Origin of the sequence: Halomonas sp. THAF5a, assembly GCF_009363755.1 — a bacterium.
GTDB lineage: Bacteria > Pseudomonadota > Gammaproteobacteria > Pseudomonadales > Halomonadaceae > Halomonas.
On sequence record NZ_CP045417.1, the window covers coordinates 2,570,875 to 2,588,838 of the forward strand.

At 71.1% G+C, this 17,964-nt stretch carries 18 protein-coding genes; 13 read left to right on the forward strand and 5 right to left on the reverse strand.

Features of this window, described 5'->3' with window-relative positions; translation table 11 throughout:
• Positions 1-13: 13 nt before the first annotated feature.
• Together mlaE and FIU83_RS11620 are read right to left on the reverse strand one after the other, a co-directional pair.
• On the reverse strand, positions 14-796 hold the full coding sequence (gene mlaE / locus FIU83_RS11615; RefSeq protein ID WP_152484193.1) for a lipid asymmetry maintenance ABC transporter permease subunit MlaE: 783 nt from the start codon (positions 794-796) through the stop codon (positions 14-16).
• On the reverse strand, positions 793-1,605 hold the full coding sequence (locus FIU83_RS11620; protein ID WP_152484194.1) for an ABC transporter ATP-binding protein: 813 nt from the start codon (positions 1,603-1,605) through the stop codon (positions 793-795). The genes mlaE and FIU83_RS11620 overlap by 4 nt, the downstream gene beginning before the upstream one ends.
• Before the next feature lie 158 nt (positions 1,606-1,763).
• Between FIU83_RS11620 and FIU83_RS11625 the strand changes: the two genes are divergently transcribed.
• The 12 genes from FIU83_RS11625 to FIU83_RS11680 all read left to right on the forward strand — a co-directional run bounded on the left by FIU83_RS11625 (position 1,764) and on the right by FIU83_RS11680 (position 10,593).
• Positions 1,764-2,714, forward strand: a complete 951-nt coding sequence (locus tag FIU83_RS11625; RefSeq protein WP_152484195.1) for a calcium/sodium antiporter — start codon at positions 1,764-1,766, stop codon at positions 2,712-2,714.
• Between the two features lie 41 nt (positions 2,715-2,755).
• Positions 2,756-3,751: a KpsF/GutQ family sugar-phosphate isomerase gene (locus tag FIU83_RS11630; protein WP_152484196.1), complete on the forward strand. Its 996-nt coding sequence runs from the start codon at positions 2,756-2,758 to the stop codon at positions 3,749-3,751.
• Positions 3,752-3,797: 46 nt separating this feature from the next.
• Positions 3,798-4,370 carry an HAD family hydrolase gene (locus FIU83_RS11635; RefSeq protein ID WP_152484197.1) on the forward strand — a complete coding sequence of 191 codons (573 nt, stop codon included), beginning with the start codon at positions 3,798-3,800 and terminating at the stop codon, positions 4,368-4,370.
• A gap of 3 nt (positions 4,371-4,373) precedes the next feature.
• Positions 4,374-4,958, forward strand: coding sequence for an LPS export ABC transporter periplasmic protein LptC (gene lptC / locus FIU83_RS11640; protein WP_152484198.1), 585 nt, complete (start codon positions 4,374-4,376; stop codon positions 4,956-4,958).
• Positions 4,958-5,485, forward strand: coding sequence for a lipopolysaccharide transport periplasmic protein LptA (lptA, locus tag FIU83_RS11645; protein ID WP_152485347.1), 528 nt, complete (start codon positions 4,958-4,960; stop codon positions 5,483-5,485). The genes lptC and lptA overlap by 1 nt, the downstream gene beginning before the upstream one ends.
• Positions 5,485-6,210, forward strand: coding sequence for an LPS export ABC transporter ATP-binding protein (gene lptB, locus FIU83_RS11650; protein ID WP_152484199.1), 726 nt, complete (start codon positions 5,485-5,487; stop codon positions 6,208-6,210). The genes lptA and lptB overlap by 1 nt, the downstream gene beginning before the upstream one ends.
• 154 nt (positions 6,211-6,364) lie before the next feature.
• On the forward strand, positions 6,365-7,783 hold the full coding sequence (locus tag FIU83_RS11655) for an RNA polymerase factor sigma-54 (RefSeq protein WP_152484200.1): 1,419 nt from the start codon (positions 6,365-6,367) through the stop codon (positions 7,781-7,783).
• Positions 7,784-7,952: 169 nt separating this feature from the next.
• Complete coding sequence (raiA, locus tag FIU83_RS11660) at positions 7,953-8,261, forward strand: ribosome-associated translation inhibitor RaiA (RefSeq protein WP_089846043.1); 309 nt, start codon at positions 7,953-7,955, stop codon at positions 8,259-8,261.
• Positions 8,262-8,268: 7 nt separating this feature from the next.
• Complete coding sequence (locus FIU83_RS11665; RefSeq protein ID WP_152484201.1) at positions 8,269-8,754, forward strand: PTS sugar transporter subunit IIA; 486 nt, start codon at positions 8,269-8,271, stop codon at positions 8,752-8,754.
• Positions 8,755-8,797: 43 nt separating this feature from the next.
• The gene (rapZ, locus tag FIU83_RS11670; protein ID WP_152484202.1) at positions 8,798-9,712 is read left to right on the forward strand and encodes an RNase adapter RapZ; all 915 of its coding nucleotides are present in this window, start codon (positions 8,798-8,800) and stop codon (positions 9,710-9,712) included.
• Positions 9,713-9,715: 3 nt separating this feature from the next.
• Positions 9,716-9,985 carry an HPr family phosphocarrier protein gene (locus FIU83_RS11675; RefSeq protein ID WP_152484203.1) on the forward strand — a complete coding sequence of 90 codons (270 nt, stop codon included), beginning with the start codon at positions 9,716-9,718 and terminating at the stop codon, positions 9,983-9,985.
• Positions 9,986-10,053: 68 nt separating this feature from the next.
• Positions 10,054-10,593 (forward strand): hypothetical protein, encoded by a 540-nt coding sequence (locus FIU83_RS11680; RefSeq protein WP_152484204.1) that lies wholly within the window; start codon positions 10,054-10,056, stop codon positions 10,591-10,593.
• A 22-nt stretch (positions 10,594-10,615) separates the two neighbouring features.
• Here FIU83_RS11680 and pmbA read toward each other — a convergent pair whose 3' ends face one another.
• Complete coding sequence (gene pmbA, locus FIU83_RS11685) at positions 10,616-11,956, reverse strand: metalloprotease PmbA (RefSeq protein WP_152484205.1); 1,341 nt, start codon at positions 11,954-11,956, stop codon at positions 10,616-10,618.
• 117 nt (positions 11,957-12,073) lie between these two features.
• Here pmbA and yjgA point away from each other — a divergent pair, with 117 nt between their 5' ends.
• Positions 12,074-12,580 (forward strand): ribosome biogenesis factor YjgA, encoded by a 507-nt coding sequence (yjgA, locus tag FIU83_RS11690; RefSeq protein ID WP_152484206.1) that lies wholly within the window; start codon positions 12,074-12,076, stop codon positions 12,578-12,580.
• A gap of 89 nt (positions 12,581-12,669) precedes the next feature.
• On the opposite strand, the gene tldD is transcribed toward yjgA, so the two are convergent.
• Positions 12,670-14,124 (reverse strand): metalloprotease TldD, encoded by a 1,455-nt coding sequence (gene tldD / locus FIU83_RS11695; protein ID WP_152484207.1) that lies wholly within the window; start codon positions 14,122-14,124, stop codon positions 12,670-12,672.
• Positions 14,121-17,963, reverse strand: coding sequence for a YhdP family protein (locus FIU83_RS11700; RefSeq protein WP_152484208.1), 3,843 nt, complete (start codon positions 17,961-17,963; stop codon positions 14,121-14,123). The genes tldD and FIU83_RS11700 overlap by 4 nt, the downstream gene beginning before the upstream one ends.
• Between the last annotated feature and the right edge of the window lies 1 nt (position 17,964).

A 17,964-nucleotide genomic window follows, 5' to 3' on the forward strand; every position in this document is an offset into this window, starting at 1 on the left:
TTTGCTCCGAACATCAGGAAAGCTCTCCGAACATCAGGGCGGTGAGCACGAAATCCAGGCCCAGTACCGCCAGAGAGGAATAGACCACCGTGCGGGTGGTGGCACGCGAGATGCCTTCCGAGGTGGGAATCAGGTCGTAGCCCTGGAAGACCGCGATCCAGGTCACCACCAGGGCGAACACCAGGCTCTTGATCAGGCCGTTGACGACGTCGTCGACGAACGCGACGCTCGCCTGCATGTTCCCCCAGTAGGAACCCTCGAACACCCCCAGCCACTGGACGCCGACCAGCTGGCCGCCCCACACCCCGACCACGCTGAAGCCGATGGTCAGCAGCGGCAGGGCCACGAAGCCCGCCCACAGGCGCGGGGCGATCACCCGGCGCAGCGGGTCGACGCCGATCATCTCCATGCTGGTCAGCTGCTCGGTGGCCTTCATCAGGCCGATCTCGGCCGTGAGGGCGGAACCGGCACGCCCGGCGAAGAGCAGCGCCGCCACCACCGGACCCAGCTCGCGCAGCAGCGACAGCGCCACCATCTGGCCGAGCGCCTGCTCGGCGCCGAAGTCGACCAGGATGGTATAGCCCTGCAGGGCCAGCACCATGCCGATGAAGAGCCCGGAAACCAGCACGATGGCCAGCGACATCACGCCGACGAAGTGCATCTGGCGCACCCAAAGGCGCAGGCCCTCGCGACTCGGCACCCCCACCGCCGACTGGCCGAGGAAGATCCCGGCCCGACCCAGGGCCTCCATCACCTCGCAGCAGCGGTGCCCCAGGCGGCGAATTCGCTCGATCATTGCGGCCCCCCGCTGCCCAGGATGTCGGCGTGGAAGTCCCTCGCCGGGTAGTGAAACGGCACCGGGCCATCCGGCTCGCCATGCATGAACTGACTGACCCGCGGATCGCGGTCAGCATCGAGGCTCGCCGGCGTGCCATGGGCCATCACCTGGCCGTCGGAGATCACGTAGACGTAGTCGGCGATGGAGAGCGTCTCCTTGATGTCGTGGGAGACCACCACGGCCGTCAGCCCCAGGGCCTCGTTGAGGCGCTTGATCAGCTGCACCAGCACGCCCATGGAGATCGGGTCCTGCCCGGCGAAGGGCTCGTCATAGAGGATCAGCTCCGGGTCCAGGGCGATGGCCCGGGCCAGCGCCACGCGCCGCGCCATGCCACCGGAGAGCTCCGAGGGCATCAGCCCGCGGGCGCCGCGCAACCCCACCGCCTGGAGCTTCATCAGCACCAGGTCGCGGATCATCGCCTCGGGCAGGTCGGTATGCACCCGCAGCGGAAACGCCACGTTCTCGTAGACATCCAGGTCCGAGAACAGCGCCCCGCTCTGGAAGAGCATGCCCATCCGCCGGCGCAGGCCGAAGAGATCGCGGCGCGACAGCGCATGGACGTCCTGGCCATCGATACGCACGCGACCGGCGTCGGGGATGAGCTGGCCGCCGATCATCTTGAGCAGGGTGGTCTTGCCGGTGCCGCTGGGGCCCATGATGGCGGTGATCTGTCCTCGCGGAATGGCCAGGTCGACGCCACGGAAGATCTCCTTCTCGCCGCGGGAGAAGTGCAACCCCGCCACTTCCACGAAGGGGGAGTCCGTCATTTCATCAGCTTCCTTCGCAAAATCAGCGTCCTTCGCCAAATTGTCGAACATCGTATCCTAACCCTGCCCCGGCGCGCCAGCGCCCCGATGACGCCCCTTGCACCGCCGGGGCCCGCCATGTTCAATGTGCGCCCTTCACTCCCCGCTCGGATCTCGCCATGCTGGTTCCCCTGCTGATCGTGTCGCTCGGTTTCATCGGCCTTCTGTGGAGCGCGGACCGTTTCGTCGGCGCCGCCGCCGCCACCGCCTGGCGGGCCGGCATGAGCACCCTGCTGGTCGGCATGACCATCGTCTCGCTGGGCACCTCGGCCCCCGAGGTCGTGGTGTCGGTGATGGCCTCCCTGGACGGCGTGCCGGACCTGGCCGTCGGTAACGCGCTGGGCTCCAACATCGCCAACATCGCCCTGGTGCTGGGCGTGACCGCCCTGGTCGTGCCGATCCCGGTGCGCTTCTCCATCGTGCGCCGGGAACTGCCGCTGCTGCTCGGCGCCACGGGCCTGGCCGGCTATGCATTGGCCAACGGCCACCTCGACCGTCTCGACGGCGCCCTGCTGCTGGTGCTGCTGGTGTTCAGCCTCTGGTGGCTGTTTCGCGCCGACACCCCGGACGACGAGGACGGCGGCGAGATCCCGGGCATGCCCCTGGGCCAGGCCCTGGCCTGGCTGCTCGGCACCCTGGTGATCATGATCGCCAGCTCCCGGGCCCTGGTGTGGGGCGCCAGCGAGCTCGCCCGCGGGCTCGGTGTCAGCGAGCTGACCATCGGCCTGACCGTGGTGGCCATCGGCACCAGCCTGCCGGAACTCGCCGCCTGCGTCGCCAGCGCGCTGAAGCGCCACCACGACCTGGCGATCGGCAACGTCATCGGCTCCAACCTCTTCAACATGCTGACCGTGCTGCCGGTGCCCGCCCTGCTCGCGCCGGGGGCCACCGACCCCGCCGCGGCCGGGCGCGACTATCCGATCATGCTGCTGCTGACCCTGGCCCTCGGCGCGCTGCTGCTCTGGAACCGGCGCGGCCGGCTCGGGCGGCTGCCCGGCGGCCTGCTGCTGCTCGCCTACCTCGGTTACCTGGCCTGGCTGGGCAGCGCCGGCCTCGCCCCCACGGCCTGACCCCCTTGAGTGAAACCTGACAACGGGCAACAATCACCGCCATGACCAACGACACCCCCTCCGCGGCCGGCACCTCCCTCCTGCGCGACAGTGCCCGCCGCACCCTGGAACTGGAGCAGCAGGCCGTGGCGGCCCTGGCCGAGCGCCTCGACGACGCCTTCGACCACGCCTGCCGGCTGATCCTGGCCTGCCGCGGCCGCGTGGTGGTCACCGGCATGGGCAAGTCGGGCCATATCGCCGGCAAGATCGCCGCGACCCTGGCCAGCACCGGCACCCCGGCCTTCTTCGTGCATCCCGGCGAGGCCAGCCACGGGGACCTGGGCATGATCACTCGCGGCGATGTGGTGCTGGCACTCTCCAACTCCGGCGAGACCGCCGAGGTCACCGCCCTGCTGCCCCTGCTCAAGCGCATGGGCACGCCGCTGATCAGCATGACCGGTCGCCCGGATTCGACCCTGGGGCGCCATGCCGACGCCCACCTGGATGCCGGGGTCGAGCGCGAGGCCTGCCCGCTGGACCTGGCGCCGACCTCCTCCACCACCGCCGCCCTGGCCCTGGGCGACGCCCTGGCCGTGGCGCTGCTCGAGTCCCGCGGCTTCACCGCCGAGGACTTCGCCCTCTCCCACCCCGGCGGCAGCCTCGGCAAGCGCCTGCTGCTGCGGGTCGCCGACCTGATGCACGAGGGACACCGCCTGCCCGCGGTCCCCCTGGGCAGCCCGCTGCGCGATGCGCTGCTGGAAATCACCCGCCAGGGCCTGGGCTTTACCTGCGTGGTGGATGACGACGGCCGCCTGGCCGGGGTCTACACCGACGGCGACCTGCGCCGCACCCTCGACCAGCACAGCGATCTCTCGGGCCTTACCGTCGACGACGTCATGACCCGCCCCGGCAAGCGCATCGCCCCCGACACCCTGGCAGCCGAGGCGGTGCGCCTGATGGAGGACGGGCGCATCTCGGCGCTGGCCGTGGTCGACGCCGACGGCCGACCGATCGGAGCCCTGCACATGCACGACCTGCTCTCGAGCGGCGTCATCTGACGTCGGCTCGACCACCCGCCTCGCCCGCTACTCGACTGGAGACACCATGAGCCTCGCCCCACCCCAGCCACACCGCCCCCTCGACGACGGCCCGCTGGTCGACCGCCTGCGCCATGTCCGCCTGCTGGCCATGGACGTCGACGGCGTGCTCACCGACGGGCGCCTCTACTTCCAGGCCGACGGCCTCGAGGTCAAGGCCTTCCACACCCTCGACGGCCATGGCATCAAGCTCGTCCAGCGCGCCGGCATCGCGGTGGCACTGATCACCGGGCGCGACTCGCCGATGGTCAGCCAGCGCGCCGCCGCGCTGGGGATCCAGCATGTCTTCCAGGGCGCCGAGAAGAAGCTCGTCGTGCTGCGCGAGCTGTGTGCCCGGCTGGGCCTCGCCCTCGAGCAGGTCGCCTACTGCGGCGATGACATGCCCGACGTGGCCGCCATTCGCCGGGCCGGGGTCGGCATCAGCGTGCCCGGCGCGCCGGCCTACATCCGCGACCAGGCCGACTGGATCACCGAGGCCGCAGGCGGCCACGGCGCGGTGCGCGAGATCTGCGACACCCTGCTGCAGGCCCAGGGGCACTGGGACGCCGTGCTCGACACCTACCTCCACGGCGCGAGCTGAGCCATGGGCCTGCCGCGCCCGGGCTTTCGCACCGGCCTGGTCCTGCTGCTGCTCGCCCTGGGGGGCGGGCTGGCCGTGCTCGACCTGCAGGAGGCGCCGGCACCCGGCCCCGTGCCGGGCGACGGCTCGGGCGAGCCCGACTACTACCTGGAGGACGCCCGCCTGACGCGCTTCGATGCCTCGGGCGAGCCGCATCAGCGCCTCGACACGCCGCGCCTGACCCACACCCCCCACGATGACGTCACCCGCCTTGCACGGCCCGAGGGACGGCTACTGGACCGCTCGGGCCGGGTCTGGCTCGCCAGCGGCGACCACGGCACCCTGGGCGCAGGGGGCAACCCGCTGACCCTGACCGGCGACGCGCGCCTGCTGGCCCCGGCGGAGCGCTGGCAGCTCGACACCGAGGTCCTGCATTTCGACGCCGACCGCGGCCATGCCTGGAGCGAGACCCCGGCGCTGCTTCGCCAGCCGCCCCAGCGGATGCGCGGCAAGCGCTTCGACGCCTGGATCCATGACAACCGCGCCCGTCTGACCGACAATGTGCGCGGCCACCATCCGCCCGACACCCGCGAGGACCCCGAGTCATGATGCGAGCCTTCTTCGCCCCCCTGCTGACCCTCGGCGTCATCGGCCTGCTGCTCGGCAGCTCTCCGGCCCTGGCCCTCGAGGGCGATGCCAGCGCCCCGATCCAGGTCGAGGCCGACCGCCTCGACCTCGACGACCGCGCGGGCACCGCCGTCTATACCGGCGACGTGGAGATCCAGCAGGGCAGCATGCAGCTGACCGGCGCACGGGTCGAGATCCAGCGCAACGACCAGGGCCAGCTGACCCGGGCCACCGCCACCGGCGAGCGTGCCTACATCGAGCAGCGGCCCGCCCCGGACGAACCCCTGGTACGCGGCTGGGGTCGCACCGTGGTCTATCACGTCGCCGAGCGTCGCATCGAGCTGATCGACCGCGCCGAACTCCACCAGGGCGGGGACACCTTCGATGGCGGCTACCTCGAGTACTTCCTCGACCGTCGCGTCGTCCAGGCGCGCGCCGACGCCCAGGGCGTCGGGGAGCGCCAGCGCGTGCGCATGACCCTCGAACCCGAACAGCAGGATGGGCCGTGATGAAGACCCTGAGGGCCGAACACCTGGCCAAGAGCTACAAGCGCCGCCGGGTGGTGCAGGACATCAGCCTCTCCATCGAGCAGGGCCGGATCGTCGGCCTGCTCGGTCCCAACGGGGCCGGCAAGACCACCTCCTTCTACATGATCGTCGGCCTGGTGCGCGCCGATGCCGGCGCGGTGCATATCGACGACCGGGACCTGTCGACGGCGGCCATGCACGAGCGCGCCCGGGCCGGCATTGGCTACCTGCCCCAGGAGGCCTCGATCTTTCGCAAGCTGTCGGTCGCCGACAACATCATGGCGATCCTCGAGACCCGCCGCGACCTCGACCGCGCCGGCCGCCAGCGCCGGCTCGAGGAGCTTCTCGAGGACTTCCACGTGACCCACATCCGCGACAACCTTGGCATGAGCCTGTCCGGGGGCGAGCGCCGCCGCGTGGAGATCGCCCGGGCGCTGGCCACCGAGCCCGCCTTCATCCTCCTCGACGAACCCTTCGCGGGGGTCGACCCGATCTCGGTGGGCGAGATCAAGGGCATCATCCGCCAGCTCAAGGCGCGCGACATCGGGGTGCTGATCACCGACCACAACGTGCGCGAGACCCTCGACATCTGCGACACCGCCTACATCGTAGGCGACGGCCGCATCATCGCCGAGGGAGATGCCGAGGCGATCCTCGCCAACCAGCGGGTGCGCGATGTCTACCTGGGTCAGGACTTCCGCCTCTGACCGTCCGATCGATCGCAATACCCTGATGCACATGTCGTTATTCGCCTACGGCATGCTGCTTGCGCATGGCACGATTGTTGCTAATTCTTCGGTTGCACCTCCCGCACCCAGCCGCTAGGGTGGAAATTTTCGGCACGTCGAGGGAACTCCTCTCATGGCCATGAAGGCTTCCCTGCAGCTTCGCGTCGGCACCCAGCTGACCATGACCCCCCAGCTCCAGCAGGCCATTGCCCTGCTGCAGCTCTCGACCCTGGACCTGCGCCAGGAGATCCAGCAGGCGCTGGAATCCAACCCCTTGCTGGACGTCGAGGAGGAGTTCGGCGAACAGGCGGTGAGCGAGACGCCCGACGACGACTGGGCCAGCGAGATTCCCGACGAGCTCAGCACCGACAGCGACTGGTCCGATACCTATCAGGACCTGGGCGGCGCGCCCGCCGGCGGCGAGGCGCCGGACTTCGAGCGCCAGGCCGCGGGCCAGAGCCTCCAGGGGCACCTCGCCTGGCAGCTGGCGATGACCGACCTGGACCCGCAGCAGATGCGCATCGCCGAGAGCCTGATCGACGCCGTCAACGCCGACGGCTACCTCATCCAGCCCCTGGACGAGATCCGCGACGGCCTCAAGGCCCAGGGCCTCACCGGGCTGCGTGGCCGGGAGGTCGAGCAGGTGCTGCTGCGCCTGCAGCAGTTCGAGCCCACCGGCGTCTTCGCCCGCGACCTGCGCGAGTGCCTGCTGCTGCAGCTCGCCACCCTGCCCGACGACACCCCGCTGCTGCCCCAGGCCCGGCGCCTGGTGCGCCAGTTCCTCGAGGCGCTGGCCGGCGATGACCGCCGCCTGCTCAAGCGCCGCCTCGGCCTCGACGACGACGCCCTCGATACGGCGATCGGCCTGGTGCGATCGCTGGATCCACGCCCCGGCAGCGCCTTCGGCGAGGGCGACAGCGACTACGTGATCCCCGACTTGGTCGCCCGCCACACCCACGAGGGCTGGCAGGTAGAGCTCAATCCCGAGGCGATGCCACGCCTGCGCATTCAGCCCGACTACGCCGCCCTGATCCGGCGCGCCGACAAGAGCGCCGACAACCAGTTCCTCAAGGACCACCTGCAGGAGGCGCGCTGGCTGATGAAGAGCCTCGCCAGCCGCAACGACACCCTGCTGCGGGTGGGCCGCGAGATCATGGCCCGCCAGCTCGACTTCCTGGAGCACGGCGAGGAGGCCATGAAACCGCTGATCCTGGCCGATATCGCCCAGGTCGTGGAGATGCACGAATCGACCATCTCGCGGGTCACCACCCAGAAATTCATCCATACGCCGCGCGGCATGTTCGAGCTCAAGTACTTCTTCTCGAGCCAGGTGGGCGGCGGCAGCGGCGAGGGCGACGCCCACTCCAGCACCGCCATCCGCGCGCGGATCCGCAAGCTGATCCAGGACGAGCCGCCGCGCAAGCCGCTCTCGGACAGCCGGCTGGTCGCCCTGCTCGACGAGGCCGGCATCAGCGTGGCCCGGCGCACGGTGGCCAAGTATCGCGAAGGGATGGGCATCCCCTCCTCCAGCGAACGAAAGCGGCTGAGATGAGGCCCCTGTTCGGCCTCCCGCGGCGCCGAAATGACCAGGCCCCATCCCTGCGCAAACGGTTGAATTGACGCCGTTCGCACCGCGCCACACCGCCCCCGACCGAGGGGGTATGCAGGACGCTAAAAAGGGTTACAATCGACCCACACCCCGAAAGAGCAAGGAGCGTGTCATGCAAGTCAACATCACCGGCCATCATGTGGAACTGACCGACGCACTGCGTGACTATGTGCAGGAAAAACTGACCCGCGTCGAGCGTCACTACGACAACATCACCAACGTGCAGGTCACCCTCTCCGTCGAGAAGGAGCGCCAGCAAGCCGCCTGCACCCTGCATGCCGCCGGTGCCGACCTCCATGCCGAGGCCATGGAGAACGACATGTACGCCGCCATCGATGCCCTGGCCGACAAGCTCGACCGCCAGCTGGTCAAGCACAAGGAAAAGGCCCAGGCCCGCGCCCAGGGCGCCGGCGCGCGCTGACGCCATCATGACACTGGACGCCATCCTGCCCCCCGAGCGCACCCTCTTCGATGTGCCCGGGGGAAGCAAGAAGCGGGTGCTGGAGTTCTTCAGCACCTTCATCGCCCAGAACACGCCCAGCCTCGACAGCCAGGAGGTCTTCAGCCGCCTGATCGGCCGCGAGCGGCTGGGCAGCACCGGGATCGGCCACGGGGTGGCCATTCCGCATGCCCGCAACCCGCACTGCAAGGCCCCCATCGCCGGCTTTCTCAAGCTGGCCGAGCCGGTGGACTTCGACGCCATCGACGGGGAACCGGTGGACCTGGTCTTCGTGCTGCTGGTGCCCGAGGAGGCCGACGAGGCCCACCTCGCCCTGCTGGGGCAGGTCGCCGGCGTCATGAACGACGCCGACACCCGTGGGCGCCTGCGCCACAGCACGAGCCAGCGGGAACTCCATGAGCACCTCATGGAGGCCATACGCCAACAGGCCCCGAGCGGCCGTCAGGGCGGCTGACCCCCGGGGCACCGCCCGCCCCTACGCGACCAGGAGACCCCGCATGCAGCTCGTGATCATCAGTGGCCGGTCGGGTTCCGGCAAGTCGATCGCGCTGCAGGCGCTGGAGGACCTGGGCTACTACGCCATCGACAACCTGCCGGCCATGCTCCTCGGGCCGCTGGTGGACGAACTCCAGCAGGGCAAGAGCCTGCGCTCCTCCATCGCCGTCAGCATCGATGCGCGCAACCTGCCGGACGCCCTGGCGCGCTTCCCGGAGCTCCTCGACGACCTGCGCGCCCGGGAGCTCGCCTGCCAGGTGGTCTACCTGACCACCGATGCGCGGATCCTGCTGGAGCGCTACTCCCATACCCGCCGCCGCCACCCCCTCACCCGCGACAGCGACATGAGCCTGGCCGAGGCGATCGATACCGAGGAGCAGGCCCTCTCGGAGATTCGCGACCTCGCCGATCTGGTAATCGACACCACCCGGCTCTCGGTGCACGAGCTGCGCGGGCGCATCACCGACCAGGTGGCGGGCCATCGCGCCGAGCAGATGACGCTGACCGTGGAGTCCTTCGGCTTCAAGCGCGGCGTGCCGCTGGATGCCGACATCGTCTTCGACGCCCGCTGCCTGCCCAACCCCTACTGGGATCCTGAGCTGCGCGACGCGACGGGACGCGATCCCAGCATCGTCGCCTTCCTCGACGGCTACCCGGTGGTCGCCGAGATGCACGACGATATCCTCGCCTGGGTGGAACGCTGGCTGCCGCACTATCGCACCAGCCAGCGCAGCTACCTGACCGTGGCCGTCGGCTGCACCGGCGGCCAGCACCGCTCCGTCTACCTCGCCGAGCGGCTGGCCGCCCACCTGGCATCGCGGCACGCCGGGGTGCGGCTGCGCCATCGCGAGCTGGGCGTGCAGGTCACCCTCCCCGATGCATCGGCGGGTGACGACGCGCCGCAGGAAGGAGGCTGAGGCGTGCCGAGCCGCAAGCTGACCCTGACCAACCGCCGCGGCCTGCATGCCCGCGCCGCCACCAAGCTGGTGCAGTGCTGTCAGCCCTTCGACGCACGGGTCACCGTGCACCGGGACGGCCAGCAGGCGGACGCCGGCAACATCATGTCGCTGCTGATCCTCGCCGCCCCCTGCGGCACCGAGCTCGAGGTGCACACCCAGGGCGCGGAGGCCGACGCGGCCCTCGAGGCGGTCGCCGCCCTCTTCGAGGCCCGCTTCGACGAGGACGCCTGAGTGGCAACCGCCGGGCGCAGGATCATGCCGCCACAAGAAATGCCATTCACCCTTTTGAAGCCTCATCTATGGAACTGATCCAGAGTGGCAAGTATTCCCTTGTCCACTATGACGCCGAGCGAGACCACTTCATCAAGACCTTCCAGCCGAAGACCTTCGACCGCCTGCGTTACGCGCTGCGCATTCGTCCCTACCCGGGGCATAACGTCGTCCTGATAGCGAAGCGCCTGGAGGCACTCGGCATCGCCACGCCGACCATCGTCGAGACGCAACGATACCGCTCGGTGACCGAGAACATTCGCGGCACCCCCCTGAAGCGGCTCATCCTGGATTCACCCATGCTTCAGGAGCAGTACCTGGATGCGCTGACAGCCTTCGACCACCACGGCATTCATTGTCGTGGCCTGCATACCAACAATTTTCTGGTCCGTGACGAGCGCCTGTTTGCCATCGACCTCGATGCCTACAAGGCACCTCGCTGGCTGCGTTACTCTCGCCGCGAGTATCTGGACTGCCTGAGACGCTCCCTGAAGGGTGAGGAGGCGTTCCTCTTCGCGCGTCTGCTTGAACGGCTGGGCCTGGACGAGCACTATCAACCGCTGAGATGAGCGTCTCCAGGCCCAGCATGGCTCAGCCGCCGGCCACCACCATCTCGTCGATCAGCCAGCTGCCGGTGTGGATGCTGCCGCGGGTGTCGGTATCGTTCCCCACGCCGGCGAGCCCCTGGAACATCGTCTCGAGGTTGCCGGCGATGGTGAACTCCTCCACCGGATGCTGGATCCTGCCGTCCTCGACCCAGAAGCCCGCCGCCCCGCGGGAGTAGTCGCCGGTCACGCCGTTGACGCCCTGCCCCATCAGCTCGGTGACCAGCACGCCGCGGCCCATGCGCTCGAGCAGCGCCTCGCGGCTCTGAAGCGGCGCGGTGATGCGCAGGTTGCGGGCGCCGCCGGCGTTGCCGGTGGTCTCGAGGCCCAGTCGACGGGCGCTGTAGGCCGAGAGCATGTAGCTCGCCAGGCGACCGTCGCGGACGAAGACGTTGTCACGGGTCTGCACGCCATCGTTGTCGAAGGGCGAGCTCGCCATGGCCCCGACCTCCATGGGACGCTCGCCGAGGCTGAACCACTCGGGGAAGAGCGGGTCGCCGAGGCGGTCACAGAGGAAGGAGGCCTCGCGGAACAGCGCCCCGCCGGCGATGGCGCTCATCAGGTGGCCGACCAGGCCGCTGGCCAGGGTCGGGTCGAAGAGCACCGGCATGCGCCCGGTGGCCGGGCGCTTAGCCCCGAGGCGGCTCAGGGTGCGTCGGGCGGCGCTCTCGCCGACCGCCTCGGCGGCCAGCAGGTCGCGGGGATCCCGGGCGCTGGTGTAGTCGTAATCGCGCTGCATGCCACTCTCGTCCTCGGCGATCAGCAGGCAGGAGAGCGAGTGGCGGCTGCCGCGCTGGCTGCCCAGGAAGCCGTGGCTGTTGGCGTAGACGCGCACCCCCTCGCCGCTGGAGAGGCTCGCCCCGTCGGAGCTCTTGATGCCCGCCACGCCGCGGCCGGCCGCCTCGCAGCGCAGGGCGAGCTCGGTGGCCTCGTCGATGGAGAGCGGCCAGGGATGGTGGACCTCGAGGTCGGGCAGGTCGGTCGCCATCAGTACCGCGTCCGCCAGGCCCGAGGCCGGGTCCTCGCCGGTGTGGCGGGCGATGGAGAGCGCCTTCTCGACCGCGGCGCGCACCGAGGCCTCGCCGGCATCGCTGGAGGAGGCGCTGCCCTTGCGCTGCCCCACGTAGACGGTGACGGCGATCCCCTGGTCCCGGGACAGCTCGACCGTTTCCACCTCTCCCTCGCGGACGCTGACGCCGACGCCCTGGTCGACGCTGGCCCCCACCTCGCAGGCCTCGGCCCCGAGCTGGCGTGCCAGGTCCAGGGCCATCCGGGCGCGACTCTCCAGCAGGGCCTGCTGGGCGGCGGCATCGAAAGCCTGTGTCATGTACGTCTCTCCTTACTCGGCCGACCGGTCGCCGGCCCTCAAGATGGTGCATTGTCCAGCCCCGTACCGCGGGCTGATATACTGGCGCGATTCGATCCCCGACGAAGTGGAACCGGCATGACCCAGGATGACCTCTCCCCGGCCGACGAGCGGCCCAGCAAGTCCCAGCTCAAGCGCGAGATGCAGGCCCTGCAGCAGCTCGGCGAGCAGATCATCGCCATGAGCGATGCCCAGCGCGCGCGCTTCCCCCTCTCCGACGACCTGCTGGCCGCCGTGGAGGAGACCGGGCGCATCAAGGCCCGCGAGGCCCGCCGCCGCCACATGCAGTACGTCGGCAAGCTGATGCGCGGCGAGGACCTCGACGGCATCCAGGCGGTGTTCGACGAGATCGAGAACGAGAAGCTGCGCCGCGACCACGCCTTCCACCGCCTCGAAAAGTGGCGCGACCGGCTGATCGACGAGGGCGACGACGCCGTCGAGGCCTTCGTGGCCGAGTTCCCCGACGTCGAGCGCCAGGCCCTGCGCCAGCTGATCCGCAACGCCCGCCGCGAGCGCGACCAGGGCAAGCCGCCGACCAACGCCCGCCGGCTCTTCAAGCTGATCCGGGACGGCGCCGGCCTCTAAAGCAAAAAGCTTGAAGCCTGAAGCTGGAAGTCACCACTTCACGCCTTCCAGCTTCCAGCCGCGAAGCGGCGCTCTTGCCGCTTCAAGCTTCAGGACTGGGTGCCGCCCACGGTCAGCTCGTCGAGCTTGAGCGTCGGCTGGCCGACGCCCACCGGCACGCCCTGCCCCTCCTTGCCGCAGACGCCGATGCCGGTGTCGAGCTCCATGTCGTGGCCGATCATCGAGACGCGACCCATGGCCTCGGGGCCATTGCCGATCAGGGTCGCGCCCTTGACCGGCGCGGTGATCCTGCCGTCCTCGATCAGGTAGGCCTCGCTGGCCGAGAAGACGAACTTGCCCGAGGTGATGTCCACCTGGCCGCCGCCGAAGCTCACCGCGTAGATCCCGCGGCGCACGCTCTTGATGATGTCCGCCGGGTCATCGCTGCCCGCGCGCATGTAGGTGTTGGTCATGCGCGGCATCGGCAGGTGGGCGAAGGATTCGCGGCGCGCGTTGCCGGTGGGCGCCATGCCCATCAGCCGGGCGTTGAGCTTGTCCTGCATGTAGCCGGTCAGGATGCCGTCCTCGATCAGCGGCGTGCACTGGCCCGGAGTGCCCTCGTCGTCGACCGACATCGAGCCGCGGCGGTCGGCCAGGGTCGCGTCGTCGACCACGGTGACGCCCCGGGCGGCGACCCGTTCGCCGAGGCGCCCGGCGAACGCCGAGCTGCCCTTGCGGTTGAAGTCGCCCTCCAGGCCGTGGCCCACCGCCTCGTGGAGCAGGATGCCCGGCCAGCCCGGGCCCAGCACCACCGGCATCTGCCCGGCCGGGGCGTCGACGGCCTCGAGGTTGACCAGCGCCTGGCGCACGGCCTCCTTGGCATAGCGCTCGGCGACGTTGTCGTCGCGCAGTCGCGCCATGGGGAAGCGCCCACCGCCGCCGGCGCTGCCGCGCTCGCGGCGGCCGTTCCTGACCGCGATCACGCTGACGTTGAAGCGCACCAGCGGGCGGATGTCCGCCGCCAGGGTGCCGTCGCTGGCGCGCACCAGCACCACCTCGTGGACGCCGGTGAGCGAGGCGCTCACCTGGGCCACCGAGGGGTCCGCCGCCCGCGCCACGCGGTCGGCCAGCTTGAGCATGGCGATCTTGTCGTCGGCGCTGAGCCCCGAGAGCGGGTCGACGCCGGCGTAGCGGGCCGCGGGGGCCACGGCCACGCCCGGCGCCACGCGCTGGCGCGCGCCTGAGCGCACGATGCCGGCGGCGGTGCGCCCGGTCTCGGCCAGGGCGTCGGCGGTGATCTGGTTGGAGTAGGCGAAGCCGGTCTTCTCGCCGGCCAGGGCGCGCACGCCGACGCCGCCGTCGATGTTGTAGCTGGCCTCCTTGACCTCGCCATCCTCCAGCACCCAGCCCTCATGCCAGCTGCGCTGGAAGTAGAGGTCGGCATAGTCGATGCCCGGCCCCATGGCATGGTCGAGCCCGGCCTCCAGGGCCGCGAGGTCGAGCCCGCCCGGCGCCAGCAGCAGGTCGGAAGCGTCGTCGAGCATGTCGTGAGTCTGTGATGTCATTCGGCACTTTCCAGAGCGATCCGCGGCGAGGTCCAGGGGCCCTGCACGCGATAGTGGATTCGGGTCACGCGGTCGATGGCATCCCCGAACAGCTTGTCGGCGATGAACAGGGCGCCGCCCACCACCGGGGCGCCGGCCAGCACCGCCGCCAGCGGCAGGTTGTTGCTCACCGGCACAGTGACCGACAGGCGCTGATCGAGTTCCCGGCGCGCCAGGTCGACGCTGCCGTTCAGGGTGAAATGGGTTGCCGGCCCCTCGATCTCCACCGGACCACGGGTTTCCAGTACCCCACCATACAGGGTGGCGGCACCGCTGACACGATCGAAGGCGGTCCCGCGGCCGGTGACATCGGAGAAATCGAGGCGCAGGCGACGCAGCAGGTTGTCGACGTTGAGCAGCCCGACGACCCGCGCCGAGGGCGACTCCAGGTTGACGAAGCGCCCATCGCGCAGCATCACCTCGAGGCTGCCCTGGGAACGCGGCAGGGCGAACTGCCAGGGCGCCCCGGGCCACGCCAGCTGGCTCTTCACGCGGGTCTCGGTGTTCCTCACGGCCACCGGCTGGTCGAGGGCCGCCAGGGCACTGCCCAGGTCGCCGCCGGAGAGGTCGAGCCGGGCGCGAGTCAAGCTGTCGCCGGCGCCGCTCGCCTCCCAGATCAGCTGGCCACCGGCCTCGATCTCGCCGAGCGACAGCGCCAGCGGATCGATCACCAGGCGGTCGGACGTGGCACGCCAGCGACCGTCGAAGTGGCCGAGCCGCGCCCCGCGCCAGGCCATGTCGGCGATGCGCAGCCGCCCGTCCGGCAGCGACGAGAGCCCCGCCGGCAACGGCGCGGCCTCGACGGGCAGCGCGAGCTCGTCGAGCAGCTGGCCGCCGTCCGCCGCCGGGGCGACCAGCGCATCCAGCGAGAGGCGGTCGAGGGCGATGTCCAGTGGCGCCGCCTGGGCGGGCCGATAGCTGAGGCGCCCACCGGCCAGGCTGCCGTCCACGCCGAGACGCCAGCCGTCGGCGGTGCCGTCGCCCTCCACGACCAGCGAGCCCAGGCAGCGCTGGTCGAGCTGCAGGCAGTCGGTCTCGAGGCTGAGCGCGGTGAGCGTGGAGGGGTTGCCGGCCGAGGCGGGCTCGACGCCGGCCAGCAGCGGCGACAGGGCGCGCGCCCAGGGCGCCACCGCCAGCCGTGGCAGGTAGGCATCCAGCGTCCAGCCGGGCCGGCCGGCCCAGTCGGGGGGCGTCAGGTGCCCCAGCCACGCCTGCCCTCGACCCGGGCCGCCGTCCGCGGACGCTCGCCAGCGCAGTCCGAGCCGATCGCCCAGGCGCCCGTCGACCCGCCCTTCGGCCAGGTCGACGTCCAGTCGCAGGGGGCGCACGGCCGCGCGGGTCTTGCCCAGTGGCGCCGGCAGCTCGATCGCGAGCCCCTCCAGGCGGCTGTCGAGGCGCAGCGCGGCGCCCGCCTCCCCGATCGCCAGGCGCCCCTGCCAGGGCAGGCGGCCCTCCATCACGGCGTCGAGACCGGCCACCCCGCTCCAGGCGGACAGCGCCGAGACCTCGGCCGTGCCGGAGAGGTCGAGCCCGCCGGCCAGGGTGTCGATGTCGGCGACCACGGGGCCGCCCAGCAGGCGAGCGCTCACTCTCCCCTCCAGGCCGCCCTGCTCGCCGCGCTGGCGCCAGGCGAGCGGCCCCTCGACGCCTTCGAAGGCGAGCCCGAGGGGCTCATGGACGAGACGGGCGAACCCCGCCTCGGTCTCGATGTCCAGCGTCAGGGCCTCGGGCGCATCGAGGTCCAGGGCCAGGTCCAGGCGGCCGGTCGCCCGGCCCTCGGCCCGCCAGGGCGCGACCGCCTCGATGCCCTCGGCGGGCAGCGCCAGCAGGTAGCGGCGCAGGGCATCGCCCCCGGCCGCGAGGTCGCCGCTGACCGCGAGCCGCTCCTCCTCGAGGGTGACCGTCCCCGCCGAGGCCTCGACGCCCAGGCTGTCGGCGGCGTCGACGCGGGCCGTGAGCGCCTCGTCGACCACCGACAGGTGTCCCCGGATGCCCTCGAGGCGCGGCCAGCCGGGGGCGATGGGCAGGCGTCCGTCAACGACGCCGAGATCGAGCCGCAGGGTGGGATCGGGCCTCGCCCCCTCTCGCGCCAGCGGCACGTGCAGCCGCAGTGCCCCCTCGGGCACCCGGCCGGCAGCGCCCTCGGCCAGCCACTCGGTCAGCGCCGGAGGCAGCACGCCCACCGGCAGCCAGTCCGTGAGCGGGGTGTCGACGGCGTCCACGTCGGCGAAGTCGAGCTGCAGCCCGAAGCCGCCGCGCCGTTCGCCGCCGACCGAGAGCCCGAAACCACCCTCGACCCGCGCCCCGTTCCACTCGACCTCGAGGTCGCGGCCGCTGACGAAGCTGCGCGGGCCGTCATACGCCCAGTCGATCACCCCACGGGCCCGGTCGAGGTCCATCGGCGCGCCGAATACCTCCGGGAAGTGCAGCCGGGACGCACGCCCGGCGAACTCGACGTGGCCCGACAGGTCCTCGGACTCCACCCAGACGTCCAGCGGCCCGCCGCCGGGCGCCTGCTCCCAGGGCGACACCGCCACCTCGGTCGCCGCCGCCCGGGCCCGCCAGTGGCCCGCCTCGCGCCCCAGCCCCAGCGCCGTGACCCGCCCGCGGGGATCGAGGCTGTCGATGACCCGGGCCAGGGCCTCGGGCAGCGGCAGCCGGTCGCGCCAGGCGGCCAGGGCCCCCAGGTCGAACTCGCTGGTGGTGAGCCACCAGCCGTCCGCCTGGCTGCGCACCTCCCAGAAGCGCGGCACCGCCGGTCCCGCATCATCGCGCTGCCCCTCGGGACGGGCCCAGTCGGCACTCTGGGCATCGGTCTCGATCCACGCCTGCCAGCCGTCGTCGTCGCGCCGCCACTGGCCGCTTGCGGTGGCCTGCTTGAGCACGATGGCCTGGGGCACCTCCTCGGCGCTCGCCGTCGGCTGGCGCAGCGCCAGCAGCGGCGCCTCCAGGTCGGCGCGCAGGTCGGCGAGGGCGCCTTGATGCCAGCGCCCCCAGAGCCGCGCATCGCCGCTGACCGTCTCCAGGCGCAGGGCACTGCCGTAGCCCAGCACCTCCGAGAGCCCCAGCAGGCTCTTGAGGCGCATGTCGGCCTGCAGCGCGGCACTGAAGTCGCCGAGTCCCGAGGCCCCGGGCTGCAGCTCCATCACCGCGCGGATGGCGTGATCCTGCTGGCCCTCGACGAACACCTCGCCCTCGAGGTGGGTGCGACGCTCATCGCCGGTCATCACCAGGCGCGGCGCCGTCAGCACGGCGCGCTGCTTCTGGCCATGCAGCACCAGGCGAACGTCCTCGACCCAGGCGCTCTGGCGCAGCAGCATGCCCACCCAGAAGTCGAGGCGGTCGAGGTCGAAGGTGCTCTCGGGAATCAGTTCGGGGGGCAGCTCCGCGGGCTTGGGCCACTGCCAGCGCCCGTCCGGGTCCTGATAGAGGTGCACGGTGACGCCCCGCACCCGGGCCGCGGCCACCCGGGGCATGCCGGTGGCGAGGCTGGCGAGGCTGTCCAGGCGCAGCTGGGCGCGCTCCACCTCGAGCAGCGGCACGTCACCGAGGCCCTCGCGGGAGCGGATGTAGAGGCCCTCGACCTCGAGGTGGGGATCCAGCCGGGCGAGGCCGGCCGTGACGTCATCCAGGGCCACCTCGGCATTGAAGCGGGTCGAGAGCAGCCGCTCCAGGGCGCCGGTCTGCTCGTCCAGCAGGAACGGCAGGCCCCGCAGCGCTACGACCAGCACCGCCAGCAGGGCCAGCGACACCGCCACCAGGGTCAACAGCCAGCGAAGGGTCAGGCGCGCCGCGGACATG